The 15194-nt window shown below is 69.5% G+C and carries 14 protein-coding genes; 3 read left to right on the forward strand and 11 right to left on the reverse strand.

From position 1 onward, the window contains the following. Positions 1-110 precede the first annotated feature (110 nt). Both FK531_RS00180 and FK531_RS00185 read right to left on the reverse strand, forming a co-directional pair. Positions 111-824, reverse strand: a complete 714-nt coding sequence (locus tag FK531_RS00180; RefSeq protein WP_142094659.1) for a hypothetical protein — start codon at positions 822-824, stop codon at positions 111-113. A 185-nt stretch (positions 825-1009) separates the two neighbouring features. Next, positions 1010-1789, reverse strand: coding sequence for a hypothetical protein (locus tag FK531_RS00185; protein WP_142094660.1), 780 nt, complete (start codon positions 1787-1789; stop codon positions 1010-1012). 326 nt (positions 1790-2115) lie between these two features. On the opposite strand from FK531_RS00185, the gene FK531_RS00190 reads away from it, so the two are divergent. Further along, entirely contained in the window at positions 2116-2589 is a 474-nt protein-coding gene (locus FK531_RS00190) for an alpha-isopropylmalate synthase regulatory domain-containing protein (RefSeq protein ID WP_142094661.1), read from the forward strand. Between the two features lie 40 nt (positions 2590-2629). Here the strand turns inward: FK531_RS00190 and FK531_RS00195 are convergent, their stop codons facing one another. Beyond that, positions 2630-3109, reverse strand: coding sequence for a hypothetical protein (locus FK531_RS00195; protein ID WP_142094662.1), 480 nt, complete (start codon positions 3107-3109; stop codon positions 2630-2632). Positions 3110-3157: 48 nt separating this feature from the next. Beyond that, entirely contained in the window at positions 3158-4624 is a 1467-nt protein-coding gene (locus FK531_RS00200) for a glycoside hydrolase family 183 protein (protein ID WP_142094663.1), read from the reverse strand. A 187-nt stretch (positions 4625-4811) separates the two neighbouring features. Between FK531_RS00200 and FK531_RS00205 the strand changes: the two genes are divergently transcribed. Both FK531_RS00205 and FK531_RS00210 read left to right on the forward strand, forming a co-directional pair. Continuing rightward, complete coding sequence (locus FK531_RS00205) at positions 4812-6146, forward strand: ABC1 kinase family protein (RefSeq protein ID WP_142095274.1); 1335 nt, start codon at positions 4812-4814, stop codon at positions 6144-6146. A 52-nt stretch (positions 6147-6198) separates the two neighbouring features. Next, the gene (locus FK531_RS00210; protein ID WP_220126909.1) at positions 6199-6897 is read left to right on the forward strand and encodes a rhomboid-like protein; all 699 of its coding nucleotides are present in this window, start codon (positions 6199-6201) and stop codon (positions 6895-6897) included. On the opposite strand, the gene FK531_RS00215 is transcribed toward FK531_RS00210, so the two are convergent. The 7 genes from FK531_RS00215 to FK531_RS00245 all read right to left on the reverse strand — a co-directional run bounded on the left by FK531_RS00215 (position 6890) and on the right by FK531_RS00245 (position 15191). Further along, positions 6890-8395 (reverse strand): hypothetical protein, encoded by a 1506-nt coding sequence (locus FK531_RS00215; protein ID WP_142094664.1) that lies wholly within the window; start codon positions 8393-8395, stop codon positions 6890-6892. The genes FK531_RS00210 and FK531_RS00215 overlap by 8 nt on opposite strands. Before the next feature lie 84 nt (positions 8396-8479). Next, entirely contained in the window at positions 8480-10603 is a 2124-nt protein-coding gene (locus tag FK531_RS00220; protein ID WP_142095276.1) for a thiamine pyrophosphate-dependent enzyme, read from the reverse strand. Positions 10604-10641: 38 nt separating this feature from the next. Continuing rightward, positions 10642-11046: a VOC family protein gene (locus FK531_RS00225; RefSeq protein WP_142094665.1), complete on the reverse strand. Its 405-nt coding sequence runs from the start codon at positions 11044-11046 to the stop codon at positions 10642-10644. 137 nt (positions 11047-11183) lie between these two features. Beyond that, on the reverse strand, positions 11184-11987 hold the full coding sequence (locus FK531_RS00230) for an SDR family oxidoreductase (protein WP_142094666.1): 804 nt from the start codon (positions 11985-11987) through the stop codon (positions 11184-11186). A gap of 105 nt (positions 11988-12092) precedes the next feature. Continuing rightward, positions 12093-13781, reverse strand: coding sequence for a DEAD/DEAH box helicase family protein (locus tag FK531_RS00235; protein WP_142094667.1), 1689 nt, complete (start codon positions 13779-13781; stop codon positions 12093-12095). A 4-nt stretch (positions 13782-13785) separates the two neighbouring features. Continuing rightward, positions 13786-14676, reverse strand: a complete 891-nt coding sequence (locus FK531_RS00240) for a patatin-like phospholipase family protein (RefSeq protein WP_142094668.1) — start codon at positions 14674-14676, stop codon at positions 13786-13788. Between the two features lie 47 nt (positions 14677-14723). After that, complete coding sequence (locus FK531_RS00245) at positions 14724-15191, reverse strand: nitrobindin family protein (protein ID WP_142094669.1); 468 nt, start codon at positions 15189-15191, stop codon at positions 14724-14726. Positions 15192-15194: the final 3 nt, after the last annotated feature.

Below are 15194 nucleotides of genomic sequence, written 5' to 3' on the forward strand. Positions count from 1 at the left end.
CTTGACCATTCGTTTGGAAACCACATGGTATCCCGGAGGCAGTGCCTGCGACGAAATCGACGAGGGCCGTCCGGGAGTATCCCGGACGGCCCTCGTTGATTTCCGCGAAACTAGCTGGCGCTCTTGATCACGTTGCCGATGATGCTGCCGATGAAGCCGGCCGGATCGGTGATGATGGACGAGCCGGCCGAGCCGGAGCCACCCTCGGTGTCGGCGGAGCCGAAGCCGAGGTCAGCGGAGCCGGAGGTCGCGCCCTCGACGATGTTCTTACCGCGAATCTTGACGGTGGCCAACTTGTCGCACTTGTTCTCACCGAGCAGACCGCTCTTGAACCCCGCACCGACCGCAACCTCGGACCCGACCTTGGCGTCCTTGGGGGCGAGGTAGCTCGCCTCGAGAGTCACCGTCTTGTTGCCCGTCGTCGAGACCGACCAGCCCGCGCCGTTGCTCACCGAGATGGAGTTGTCGGTGGCGTTCGGGGCCGGGGTCACAGACTCCGTCTTCTGCGCCAGGCCGATGAGATGCCAGGTATCGAGGGTGGCCGAGTCCTTCACGTACGAGAAACCCTCGGGATGGAAGTCGGTGACCTTGTTGATCATGCGGTCAATCCCGGAGCTGACGGAGAAGACGGTGCGGATGCGGACTTCACCACCCGGGGCCACCTCTCCCCCGTTGAGCACCTTCTTGGAGATGAGGACGTTGCTCTTCGTGCACGAACCCTCCGGGGCGGCGACGGCCGTACCGGCACCCAGCGACATGCCGCCGACGACCAGTGCGGTAGCGGCGGCGACGGATGCGGCGCAGCGCAGCGAGAAACGGGACATATGCAGATCTCCATTCGGGATGACGCGGTGAACCATGACGGCCGGGTAAAGATTGCGTCTAACAACCCTAAAACAAGCGCCCGCTTGGTTTGCCACCGGGTCGCTGACCGGTCCGGGGTGCACCCACCCCGGGCCCGCGAAGGGGCCGCCCGGCACGCCGGACGGCCCCTTCGCGGTTGCCGCGGCTAGCTGCCGTTCTTGATGACGCCGCTGATCACGTCGGCCACGAAACCGGCCGGGTCGGTGATGATCGCGGAGCCGGCGGAACCGGTGCCACCCTCGGACGAGCCCAGCCCGAGCTCGGCGGATCCGCCGGTCACGCTCTCGACCAGGTTGGCGTCACGGACGGTGACGAAGACACCCATCGGGTTGAACTTCTGGGTAGCCAGGAAGCCCAGCACGTCGAAGGTCACGCCGCTGTCGAGGGCGGTGCCGGCCTTGGCGCTCGACGGAACCAGGTAGCTCACCTCCAGCGTGACGGTCTTGGCCTCGATCGAGGAGGTCAGCCACCCGACGAAGGGCTCCGTCACCGACACGCTGTTGTCCGCCGCGTTCACCGTGGGCTTGACCGCCGTTTCCTTCTGGCCTCCGATCACGTTCCAGGCATTGATCTTCGCGCTGCCCTCGACGTATTCGAAGCCGGCCGGATGGAAGTCGGTGATCTTGTTGACGAGCCGGTCCACACCACTCGGCACCGAGATGACGGTCCGGTAGGTGACCTTCTGACCCGGCGCCACCGTCCCGTCGCCGACGACCTTCTTGGTCACCGAGATGTTGTCGGTCTTCTTGGTGGCCGAGTGCGGCTTCTGCTCGGCGGGCGGGGTCGCGGTATCCGACGAGCCCGCACTGCCCAGGTCGGCGGAGCCGGCGGCCGCGGCAGTGCCCGCGCCGACGGCGAGGCCACCCGCGAGAAGCGCGGTGGCGGCAACGATGGATGCGGTGCGGCGCATCGCCTTACGTGACATGCAGATCCTCCAGTCGAATGGAACAACGTGCACGAGGGTGTGCTGTCGTAACGCTCGCCCCCCCGTCGCATTCGCGCTCAGTTATATCGGACAAGCGTCCAACTCAATGTCCGATTCGCGAACGACATCCGTGTGGCGCCCGTCACCCGCCGCGGGCGCCGGCCAGTCCGAATTGTTGCGTTCGGTCACGATCGCGCCTAGGGTGGCGGCCATGACGCGCATCCTCGTAGTTCGCCGCCGTAGCGGGGTCTGATTCGGACCGACCCCTCGCTGCGGGTCGTTGAGCTACCAGTTGGTCCTCCCTTCATTCCAGGAAGACCACGTCGATGAACACTCTCCAGGCTTTCACCTCCAGCACTCCCGCCGACCCGTTCACGCTGCGCTACGGCACCCCACTCCCCCGCGAGATGCGCGCCGACTGCGCCGGGATGAACTGGCGCACCTTCCTCGCCACCTACTCGCCGACGAACGGCCCGGTCCGGTTCGGCCGCTGGTCCGTCACCCCGGTCGGCGCCGGGAACAGCGAGTTCAAGGCCACCCTCGGAATCGGCAACACCATCCGCCAGGCCACCACCGTCGCCGGTGGGCCGGTCTCGGCCCTCACCACGATGCTGTACGAGGCCGGATTCCAGCTCGAGATCCTGTCCTTCCACCAGATCCGGGTCGCGGACGGCCGGACCGCCACCTTCCTGCTGTGCGAACACGACGGGCGCAGGCACTGGGCACTCGGGATGGGCTCCACCGCGACCGAGTCGTCGATCGAGGCGATGATCGCGGGCGCGAACCTGCTGCACGGCTGAGCGAGACCGGGGCCTGCCCGACGACGGGAAGCGTTACAGATCAGGGCATCTCGACGGTCTCGGCTCGGGCAACCTCCCCGATCGCGCGGCGTAGGTACCCCGCTGCGGGAGCCTTCGCCGCCGACAGCAGGTCGGCCAGCACGAGCAGTGCGTGCCTGGCCACCGCGAACCGATCCCGCGGGATGTTCTCCTCGTCGGGATCGGTGAGTCCGAGCGCACCGGTCAGCACCGCGACCAGCAACGGAACCTGCAGATCTGACACCCACGCGGTCGTGCCTCGGGCGCACCGCTCGAGCACCGCCTGGACGGACTCGCCGGTCAACCCGTCGGGGTGCAGGTCCTCGAGCAGTTCGCGGACCATCGCCGAATGCACCGCGCGCACCTGCTCGAGGTCGAGGCGACGCAACTTCTCAGCAGCCTCCTCGAAAGCCTCTCGGTCGGGAACACGCGCCGCAGTCACGGCCTCGTCGGTGGCGGACGCGATGTCGCGGGCTGCCCGCGGCCATTCGGCTGGCCACATCGTCTCGATCGTCTCCTCGAATCGTTCGGAACCGAATGTGTCTGACTTTCACTGCAATTCGGCGTGCATCAGAAATACGTTGTAGTCGGACCACGTCGACACCGTGAAGTACAGGTCGGTGGCGGTCGACCACGGATGGATGAAGCCACCGTACAACTCGGGATAACGGTCGATGCCGACGAGCGGTACCGATTCCGACCAGGAACCCTGCGGGGCGTCCGACTCACGCAGGGTGATGGCCGCCTTCGAGGTGTCGAGGTAGGTCATCTGCCACCGCGCCCGCGTCTCGTCGTACCGGACCGACAGTTCGCCCGCGGGCCCGCTGAGGATCGGTGTCGCGGACCCCGCCCCGCCGACCGCGGTCCAGGAGCCGTCGCTCCAGTACTGGTATGCCGACTTGTTGAGCACCTGATCCGCGGGCACCCGCGCCAACCCGACCTCACCGAGCCGGGTGTTGGGCGTTCCGAACATGTAGACGTAACCACCCTGCGGGACCATCGCCGACACCTGGAACCGTGCCAGACCGAAGATGTTGTCCCACTGGGCATACGGGTCCTTCGTCCAGTTCTGACCCCCGTCGTCGGAGTAGGCGATTCCGCCGTGGTTGGTGAACATCGTGCCGGGGATGCTGTTCCAGGTGCGGATCGACATGTAGCTCAGGTACTGACGGGAACCGATCGCGAATCCGGAGGTGGGGATCGTCGTGATCTCCACGTTGTCGAGCTTGCGGCTGCTGAGAATCTCCGCGGCGTGGCATCGACTGTCCTGCACCATCGAGTCGAAAGTCATTCCGTCCGAAAGGTTTCGGTCGGTGCTGAACGCAAGCACATTGCTGCGCCAGTCCTCGCCCTGGCCGCCCGGCGGATGAAACCCGCGACCGACCGTGTCGCCGAAGGCCACCGCGACCTTCCCCGGCTCGCTCTCCCACATGATGCCCAGGTCCGTGCCGTTGACCTGCCACCGCTTGTCGGTCCGGTTCACCGAGCTTGCGCCGGTCTCCTTCGCGACCGTCGTGACCGCGCCGACCCGTGGCGCCGGGCGGGCCGCCGCGAGCGTGGCGCTCTCGGTGGCCGGATGGACCACCGGCGGCCGCTCGGGCAGCGGACCGGCGTCCGGCCCGGGAACCGGGATGCCCAGGTGGAAGGGGGTGAACTTGACCCCGATCTGGGGCACGCCCAGGTCGCTGGACAGCCCGCCGGGAAGCTGGTCCGCCCCGTCGGTGAGGTCCGGGCACGGGTCGGTGCACGGGTTCGCGGGCAGCGCCGGCGCCGCGATCCGGGTGGTCGGGGTGACCGGCGCGGGATACGGCACCTGCGTCACCACCGGGAACGGAATCGGCACTTCGAGGCGTTCGGGCAGCAGCGGCGCAGTGGTCGCAGGCGGGTCGCTCGCGCAGGGTCCGGTACCCGGTGCCCCGCCCGCCCCCGGCCCGGCGACCGCCCCGCCTTCCGCTCCGAACACCCCGAACGCCGTAAGCACCACGAGAACAACGACCCCGACCAGATTCCTGCGCATTGATCCTCCTCGGTATCAGGGTGCACTATCGGATGCCCGCCACCGTGGAGGAGGATCGACGTTTCTCGTCCGCGCCCCTAGGCTGTCGGGCTGGATCAGAAGCGAGGTGTCGTCCGTGCCCGAATCCCTGCCCTGTCAGGTCGGCCCGTATTCGTCGGGACCGCCGCAGGAAGCGCTGTCCGTGCGCATGCCCAGGCTCGACCAGTTCGGCCTGGCCCAACTCTGGCGCGCACTGGTGGTCGGGACGGTGATCCTGGCATGCACACTGTTTGCAGTGGTGACCAAGCCGTTCACCCGCCGGGAGATGAGCTGGGCGGACGCCGCCTCGGAAGGTGTCGTCGACGCGTTCGAGGTCCTCGGCCCCACCTTCGTCAAGCTCGGGCAGCTGGCGGCCTCCTCATCCGGGGTGTTTCCCACGCCGCTGGCCAATGCCTGTCTGCGATGCCTCGACGACGTCCCGCCCGTCCCCGCCGCGCAGGCCCGCGCCGTCATCGAAGCGGATCTCGGGATGCCGGTCGAGGAGTTGTTCACGAGCTTCGACGACGAGCCGCTGGCCGCCGCGTCGGTCGCCCAGGTGCACGCCTGCGTGCTGCCGAACGGGACGGAGGCCGTCATCAAGGTGCAGCGCCCCGGAATCCACCGCCGGATGCTGATCGACCTGCGCACCGCGTACTGGGGTGCCCGACTGTTCGAACGGTTCAGCGAGTTCCTCCGCGTCGCGAATGCGACCGCCATCGTCCGCGATCTGCACAACGCGACGATGACCGAGCTCAACAGCGCCGTCGAGGCCGACCGGCAGACTCGTTTCCGCGACGCCCTGTGGGCGTTCGGCGACAACCGGTGGGTGACGGCACCGGAGGTGTACTGGCCGTACTGCGGACCCCACGTGATCTGCATGGAGCGGATGCACGGCACGCCGCTCGACCGCATCGAACCCGACGGCACCACGGACACCCAGTTGCTCATCCGGCGCGGCGTCAAGGCGTGGATGGAGTCGATCCTGGTGCACGGCCCCTTCCACGGCGACGTGCACGCGGGCAACCTGTGGGTCCTCGACGACGGCCGGATCGCGATGCTCGACTTCGGCATTGTCGGCGAGCTGCCCGAGGTGTGGCGAACGATCCTGCGCGACATGTTCTACGCGACGTTGATCGACGGCGACTACTCCCGGATGGCCCGCGGCATCCGGTCGCTCGGGTACACCGCGGAGGTCGACGCCAGCGACGCGGAGATCGGCAACCAGGTCGGAGCGCTGCTCGCACCGGTCTTCGCCCGCGACCTCGCCGAGCTCCGGCTCAGCGACCTCATCATGAGCCTGGTCCAGATCGGCAAGCAGTGGGGCGTGGCGAGTCCCGAAGAGCTGGTGCTGTTCGGCAAGCAGCTGGGCTACTTCGAGCGGTACGCCACCCGGCTCGCACCCGGCTGGGTGATGGGCCGCGACCTCTACCTGTACAAGAACGTCTTTCCGGAGGCCGTCTCGCAACGCGCGGCCGAACTCGGCGTCGAGTTGCCGGAGGGCTGAACCCCCCCCCGCGAGGCGCGCGGATCCGGGCCGGGTCGGTCACACTGGTGTGGTGGCGGTCTCGGCCCGGCAACGACTCGCAGCTCTCCCACACGAGGTGTGGGTGTACATCCGGCGCGCGCCGGGCACGTTCATATGGCTCGCGATCCTGCTGGTGACCACGATCGTGGTCGCCCGCCTGTCCCCCGGTGCCGAGCGGCACGTGCTCGGCAGCCGCTCGACCAACCTGCACCACCTCGAAGAGGACCCGCTGCGGGTGCTGGTGACCAGTGCGTTCTGGCTCTCCGGCGGCGGCTGGATCACCTATTTCATCATCTTCAACATCTTCCACGTGCCCGCCGAACGCTGGCTCGGGACGCTGCGTTGGGTGCTCGTCTGCGTGATCGCCCACGTCGGCGCCACCTATCTCAGCGAGGGTGTCCTGTACTGGGCCATCAACGACGGCCGCGCCCCGGAGAAGGCGGCCTTCACGCTCGACGTCGGCGTCAGCTACGCGCTCGCCGGTGTGGTGGGCGTGCTGACCTACCGGATCATCAAGCCGTGGCGCTACGTGTACCTGGCCGGTGTACTCGTATTCTTCGCGACTCCGCTCTTCTCCGGGGCGACGTTCACCGATGTCGGGCACCTCTCGGCGGTGGTGATCGGACTCGCCTGCTATCCCCTCACCCGCGCACGGCACGGTGTGTGGGACCCCATCGCCACCGCTCGCTCCTGGCCGACGGCGCTGCAAGCGATGACCCGCATCAGTTAGCGGACAGTTGCGTCAATGAGTACGCCGGAAGGTCCGCCTCCCGCGTGACCTCGGTGCGGGTCTCGGTGACGCGGTCGGTCGGGGTGAACGCGGGATTGGCCAACGGCGGGGCGGTCATCGTGTCGGCAGTCGAGCCACCCGAGAGCTCGGGCGGCAGGCTCACCCGCACGGGCCGATCGGTGAGGTTGACCAGGAAGGCACCGGGCCGGTCCCCGAGGAACTGGGCCCCGAGCACCCCCGGCACCCTCGCGACACCGAGGGGAGACCCCAGCGCCGCCGTGACCTCCGGCGCCGCGTCGGCCCGGAGCCGTCGGACGGACGCTCCCCCGCGGGCGCGGGTGTAGATCGGGGTGAGCGTTGCGTTGACGGCGGTCCGACCGAACTCGGTCGAGTTGCCCGAACCGTCGGCGAGCATCGCGTGAATCTCCTCGTTGCCGTTGGCTGCCCGCGAACGCTCGGACGGCAGCCCGTCGAGGGCGGCGTGGATCACCGACATCTCGATCCGAGGGTCGGTGAGTCCGGCGAGCGCGAATCCGGCGACGCCGAGCCCCACCGCCCAGGTCTGCGGCACCCCCGTCACCAGGTGCTGCGGGAACCCCGGGATCTCGCCGAGCGGAGTGTTGATCTGGTTGTACTCGGTGAGCCAGACCTTCATTGCCGACGGGACCTTCGCGACCACCTTGTCCGCGAACGCATTCCACGCGGCCACGCCACCCGCAGCGGTGGAGCCGACATCCGCCTGCACCGGGTCGGGCACCCAGTACGGATGCAGGGCGACCGCGTCGGCTCCGCGGATGTTCGCGTACAGGCCGGCATTCCAGTCCTGCAGTCGCTCGCCGAGCACGCTGCTCACCATCGAGGAGTCGTCGGCGCCGGACACCGCGATCTCGATGTCCGGGAACGCGGTCCGCAGCTGCGTGATCCAGCCGTTCATCGCCCGCGCATAGTCGGCCCCGGTCGGATACACCTGGCGGTAGTACTTGCCCGGATCCCACAACTCGTTGCCGAGTTCGACGTAGCGCACCTCCATGCCGAGGCGCCTCGCCTCCCGCAGCATGGCGATCTGCTCGTCGACGGTGGAGGTGAGGACGTTCAGATCGAAGATGGGTGTCGCTCCGGCGGTGCGGACGATGTCCGCCCAGTCGGTGAGCAGCAGTGGCCGGCGGCCCTCGTTCTGCCCGACGAACTGTCCGTCCGGACGCTCGTCGAACAGGCCTGTCCGCCAGTCGATCCACTGCGACGTGCTACCGCCCTGGACCCGGACGAGACCCGCACCCAGGCCGGCGAGAGCCTGCCGGAAGACCGGGTCGTGCCACTGCGCGGCGTTCTCGGGAGAGATGATCCGGGCACCGTTGACGCCGAAGAAGTCCGCGGGGACCTCACGCACCTCACCGATCGGCTCGAGCGCCACCGAGCCGGGTTCACCTGTCGGGACGGACGACTGGGCACCCGCGACGCCACTGGCGGCGACCACCGCGACGGCGGTCGCGGCGACCATCAGACTGACCCGGCGGGAAACTGGTCGACTGTCCAACATCCACGCGATACTGCCACGCCTCGGCCCACCGGGCGCGCCGAACGCTCACCGCCGCACGAGGTCGACCGCCGCCGCCACGGTCGACTCCTCGGACAGCAGCACCAGTCTCGCCGCGCCACCGAGCGGCACGAAGCTGTCCTCACTCGCCACCCGCCCCATGACACCACCGAACCCGCCGTCCACCAACGCCGCGAGCACGCCCTCCGCGACACCACCCGATCGACGCGTCTCGTCCGCCACGAGCAGCCGGCCGGTGGCACCCGCCTCGCGCAGCAGGTCCTCGACCGGCAGGGGTACCAACCAGCGCAAGTCCAGGACGCGAACCCCGATACCGCGGCGCCGCAGTGTTCGTGCGGCCCGCAGGCTCAGGTAGAGGCCGTTGCCGAACGTCGCGATCGTCAGGTCGTCGCCGTCGCCGTAGCGGCGCGCCCGACCGATCGGCACGTGCTCGGTCGGATAGGGCGCCAGCCAGCCGGCGTCGCCGGGTTCGTACAGGTCGCGGGTGTGATAGCGGGCGATCGGCTCGAGAAACACGCAGACCGTGCCCGCGGTCCGCGCCGCCTCGACGCAGGTGCGCAGCATCGCGGCCGCGTCGTCGGGGCGGGCCGGCGCGGCCACCACGATGCCCGGCACGTCGCGCAGTACCGCCACCGCGTCGTCGTTGTGGAAGTGCCCGCCGAAGCCCTCCTGGTAGCCGAACCCCGGGACCCGCACGACCATCGGGTTGCGGTACTGCCCGGCCGAGAAGAAGGTGAGTGTCGCTGCCTCGCCACGGATCTGGTCCTCGGCGTTGTGCAGGTAGGCGAGGTACTGGATCTCGGGCACCGGAAGTAGCCCGGCGAGCCCCGCGCCGGCCGCCAGCCCGAGAACGGCCTGCTCGTCGAGGAGGGTGTCGAAGACGCGGGCCTGCCCGAAGGTATGGGCGAGCCCGCGGGTCACCCCGTACACCCCACCCTTGCGGGCGACATCCTCGCCGAACACGAGCGACTCGCGGTGGCGCGTCAGGACATCCACGAGCGCGCGGTTGATCGCGCGGGCGAGCGTCAGCGGCTCCGCCGATTCCCCGGTGTCGGAACGGTTTTCCAGTTCGCGCGCGACAACTGTGGGATCGGGCAGAGCGAGCGGGGCCATCACCTCGGCCGCCGAGCGCAGCGGCGCCCCACCGGACACCTCGCCCGCGACAGCCTCCACCCGCTCGTCCATGTTCCGGTATCGGTCCTGCACCTCCGCGCGTGTCAGGGCGCCGGCCGCGACCAGGAGTCGGGCGGTGGCCACCAGCGGATCGCGCCGCAGGTCGGCCGCCAACTCCGCGGGACTGCGGTAGGCCGACTCGACGTCCGACCCCGCGTGCCCGAACAGTCGCACCGTGCTCAGATGCAGGAACGCCGGGCGACGGTGGGCGCGAACCCAATTGACGGCCCGCTGCGATACGTCGAAGGCCTCGGCGAGGTCGCATCCGTCGGCGGCGAAGTACTCGAGGCCTGCGCGATTCGAGTAGGCCGCGGCGATCCAGCCCGGCGGGGTCGGAACACTGATTCCGAGCCCGTTGTCCTCGCACACGAACAGCAGTGGCAACGGCAGGCCCCGATACGCGATGTTGGCCGCCGTGTTGATCGCCCCCGTCGCGGTGGAGTGGTTGGCGGAGGCGTCCCCGAAGCTGCACACGGTCACCGAATCCACCGGCCAGGCCGGCTCGACCCCCAGCCGGTCGGCCCGAGCGACCGAGAATGCCAGCCCGACCGCCCGCGGCAGGTGCGAGGCGATCGTGGAGGTCTGCGGGATCACGGCGAGGTCATGGCGGCCGAACACCTTGTGCCTGCCGCCGGAGATCGGGTCCTCTGCGGCCGCGACCACCCCCAGCAACACGTCCCGCAGCGGGTCGCTGCCCCCGACCTGCCGGGCCCGCTCCAGGAAGAAGGCACCGGACCGGTAGTGCAGCAACGCCGGATCAGTGGGCCGGAGGGCGGCCGCGAGTGCGGCGTTGCCCTCGTGCCCGGCCGACCCGATCGTGTAGTAGCCCTGTCCGCGCGCGCGGAGCCGACGTGCGGCGAGGTCCAGGTGCCTGCTGCCGAGTTGCGCGTCGAACAGTTCGAGGCAGCGGCGCACGGTCAGCGCCGAACCGTCTCGGATCGGGTCGGACGGACCGCGCGACCGAGCCGGCGCCGTCATCTCACGGACGGCGCCGGCGAAGTACTCGGTGGCCGAGGTCAGCCCGGGATCGCGCTCGGATCCATCCACATGACCTCCCAGACGTGCCCGTCGAGGTCGCGGAATGCGCGGCCGTACATGAAGCCCTGGTCCTGCGGCTCCATCCACGCGCTGCCGCCCGCGTCGACGGCGGCGTCGACCAGCGTGTCGACCTCCGCACGGCTGTCGGCGGACACGCACATCAGCACCTCGCGCGCCCTCGCGGTGTCACAGATCTCGTCGGCGATGAAGTCCCGGAATCGGGGCTCCTCCAGGAACATCACCGTGGTCATGTCGTTGACCACCATGCTCAGGGTGTGCTCGTCGCTGAAGGTCTCGTTGAACTCGAATCCGAGTCCGTCGAAGAACTTCCGGGTGGCAGTCACATCGCTGACCGGCAGATTCGCAAACAGCATTCGGGACATCGTGGGCTCCGCTCGTTCGGTGGGACGCCTGAGTCACATACTCGGCGCGGGGGTGTCGGTTGTACAGACCCGGCTCGCCGCGGAAACTCATCGCGACAGGTCCGCCCCGCAATGTCGAGCCGGTGGGGGCGCCGCGGCTACCCGACTTCCCACATCTTCGGCCAGTCCCGTCCGCGGAACGCGGCGTCGGTACCGCCGTCGGCGAACACCACCGAGCCGACGAAGTAGGTCGACTCGGGTCCGAGCAGGAACGCCACCAACGAGGCAACCTCGTCCGGCCTGCCGCCACGACCGGCGGGAATGGTGGCCAGGAACTGTTCCATGCCGGCGCCGATCAACGGGTCCTTGAGGCCCTCCTGCGTCATCGGGGTGTCGATCAATCCAGGCGCGATCGCGTTGAGACGGATGCCCTGTGCGATGTACTCCGCGGACTTGGTCCGCGCGTAGTAGGCGAGGGCGGCCTTGGTGGCCGGGTACGTCTGGATCGCGGCGAGCTCGCCGAACGACTCGGCGACCGCGTTGGCCTTCGCCTCGTCGCCGTCGAGGCAGGCGTCGGCGAGCGCGACGGGCCAACCCGGCTGGGTGGTGGACGAATTGGAGCTGATCAGCACCACGGACGGCTGCTCCCCCGCGGCCAGCAGCGGCCGCAGGCCCTCGAGGAGTTCGATGGCGCCGAAGTAGTTGACTGCGATCAACGAGCTGGCGGGACGACCGGCGGCGGCCGCGAGCCCGGCGAACGGAACGAAGCCGTCCAGGCTGCCGTCGAGCAGATTGGTGATCGCAGCGATCGCCTCGCTGCGCCCGTCGGCGCTGCCCAGGTCGACGTTGATGTCGGCATTGTGGAGGTCGACACCGATGACACGGTGGCCGTCCGCCTCGAGCCGCGCCTTGGTGGCCGCACCGAGCCCGGAGGCCGCGCCGGTGAGCACGTACGTCGCCATGAAGTTCTCCTCGAATCGAAGTCCTGACAGTGCCACCCACGCTAGGCGCATCGTCGGGCGCCGCGGCGGACTTCCTCCCATCCAGCGGTCAGTCGATCGGGAACGTCAGTCGAAGGCCTGCTCCCCGAGCCAGTCGGCGTCGAACAGGCGGGCAATCGCGGCGAGCGCACCCAGATCGCCGTCGACACCGGCCGACAGCACCATCAGCCGGTCGACCATCGTGACTGCCGCCTGCTCCTCCACCGTGTCCACGGCGTACAGCAGCGACCACGGGCAGACCTGGTAGTCGCGGTGGGCCCGACCGATGGTCTGCCGCGCGGCGATCCCGGAGTAGCGCGGCTGGTGAAAGAACCCGAGTCGCGGGGTGTCGGTCGCGTGGGAACCGTCCGCGAGGTGTTCGGCGGCGTGCAGACTGATCGCCGAGGTGGTGTTGAAGACGACCACCTGGGAGTCGCCGCGCTGGAAGCGCAGGCGCTCGTTCTCGGCGTCGCGGCGACCTCCGAAGATCCGGGACACGCTGATGCCCCGCTCCTCGAGCAGGTCGGCGACCGGCTCGGCACCGGTGCTCACCATCTCCGTCGCGACCAGGCACTGGTATCCGCGCTCGGCGGTTGCCGCGACCAGTGCGGCGGTGTGTGGCGCGCGGATCATGCCCGCCTTCTGGCGGAATCGGATCAGCGCCGCGCGGCCGCGAGCGCCGTCGGATCCCGTTCGCGCGATGCGCATTTCGCGGCGGTACTCACCCCAGTCCATCTCGTACTGTTCGCGTTCGGCGACACTCAGGTCGACCCCCAGTCCGTCGATCGGGGCCTGACCCCACGGGGCCGACCGGTGCATCATGACCGCGGGATCCGCCGAGGTCATCCACTCGCGCACCCGGGCCACCGCATCCGCCTGGCTACGGGCCGACGACTTCGCCTCGGCCGTCCACTGCCAGCGACCGAGCCGGCGCTCGAGCGGCACCCCCGACTCGGAGAGGCGCGCCCCGAGGTCGTCCCAGCGTCCCGGGGGTTCGTCGTGTACCTGCGCGAGAAGCGATGACAGATAACGCCATTCACCCGGATGGTGCCCGAGGGTGGCCGTCATCGAGATCACGAACGGCGCCTTGTCCGGCGGGTCGAGGTGCCGGACGACCCGCCGCTGGTAGTCGGTGCGCTGTGAGTCGTGCCGGAAGAGGTGGGCCTCGTCGTTGATCACCACGTCGAACCGGAACTTCGGCCTGCCGTTGCGGGCGATGAGCTTCTTCAGCTGGTCGGGCGAGATGATCAGCCACCGGAAACCGCCGTCCCCGACCGCCGCGATCGAGGCCCGCCAGTGCGGAATCGTGATGGAGGTCGGCCGATCGACGGTGACGAGGATGGCGGATCCGCCGCGCTGCTCGGCGACTTCCTTGGCCGCCGCGACGGCCGTCAGCGTCTTGCCCAGCCCGGGGTCGTCGGACAGGCAGAATCCACGCGAGCCCGCGGCCGCGGCGGCGACGATCGCGGCGGCGCCCTCCACCTGTTCGGGTCGGAGCCGCTTCGCCGCCGCGGTGGCGGACGGGCCGCGGGTCCCGTTGAGCTCGTCCTCCGTCCACTGCTGGTACGAGTAGGGTTTGGCCGCGTACCGGGTCAACTCGTCGGGCAGACTGTCGCCGACGTAGACGTGCGCCTTGATCGCGCCGTTGTAGTGCGCGCCGGGAGCGGGGGCGCGGAACGGCACGTCGAGCACCCAGATGCGTTCCCCCGCAGCGGCAACGGGAGCTGCCGCCTTCGCGACCGACCGGGTCTTCCTTCGGCGGGACTTGGTCACCACCGCGTCAGCCCACCGTGCCGACGCCGTCCGGCTCCCGCACGCTCGCCAGGAACTCGGCCACCTGCGCCGCCTGGCGCCTGCCCTGACTACGGCCGGCGATCGCCGACGGCCGACGACTCTCGGGGGCAAGGGGATTGGGTCCCATGGCAGCGACCGAGTCGGCGTCGGCGTAGACGGCCAGGTTCGCCGTCGCCACCCGGCCACGGGTCAGGTCGTCGTCGAGACTGCCGCCGAGCAGGTAGGGGCCCGGCTCGGCGACCGGCACGAGGACCACAGCGGCATCGCTGCCCGCGGCGAGTTGGGCGTTGGTCGAGCTGCCGACGCCCCCGTCCATGCACCGGCGGCCACCGATGGTGACGACAGGCCAGACCCCGGGTACCGCGCAACTGGCCGCGACCGCGTCCACCAGGCCGACGCCGGAATCCCTGTCCAGGACAACCAGTTCGCCCGTGTCGGTGTCTGTCACGGTGATCAGCAGCCGGCGGGCGGGCCACTCTGCAGAGGGCAGCCGCGCCTCGATGACCGCGCGGCGGCGGGCCGGTTCCACGGTCGGGGCCCGCCTCGCCGCCTCGCCGATCAGTTGCAGCTGCCGAGCCGGGCCGGAGTCGTCGGCCAGTGCGGCGGCGAACATCTCGCCGATCGACTGGAAGTCGGCCTCCGCGGGGATCTCGTGACTGACGCCGGCCGTCTGGATCTCGAAGAGGTCGGCGAGGGTCAGCCCGCTACTGACCTGCGCCGCGACTGTCGCGCCCGCGGAGGTCCCGATCAGTGCATCCGCCGCGAGCAGTGCACGCGCGACGCCGGGCGACTCGTCCTCGACGCCGAGGAGGAAGCCGGTCTCCCAGGCTATCCCCGCGACTCCCCCGCCTGCCAATACCAGTGCCAGCGTTGCCATCTCACGCCCTTCCTCGTCCCCACGCGGCGCTCGTCGAGCGATGCCTGCTACTGCCGCGTCAACCGCGCCCGCAGGTGATGGGTGAGCGGGGTCTCGGCGTGCGCCATCCACAGGTCGTAGGTGAGCTCGTCGCCCGCAACCTGGAGCCGACGTCGGATCTCGTGAACGGGCTTCGCATCCGGGGAGGCGGCCAGCGTCAGCTGCGACAGCTCCAGCACGCCGTCGCGCAGCTCGCCCCGCTGAATCTCGACGAACCCGGTCGGCTGGCTGACGAACAGTTCGACCCCACCACCCGAGGGGCGGAGGTAGCCGTTCTCGGTGTGCATCGGTCGACCTCGACCCGGCGACCAGGTGCGCGACCGGTACGCGAGGAACGGCTTGCCGGGGGTGGCGGTGAACTCGAGCTCCTCCTCGTAGGAGAAGTCGTCGATCGTCGGGTAGTGGCCGTCGCCGCCGCCGATCCAGTGCCCCACGAACGGCGCCAGCTCGCCGAGCGGATCCTGCATGTCACTCATCCC

Source organism: Rhodococcus spelaei (genome assembly GCF_006704125.1).
GTDB lineage: Bacteria > Actinomycetota > Actinomycetes > Mycobacteriales > Mycobacteriaceae > Rhodococcus_G > Rhodococcus_G spelaei.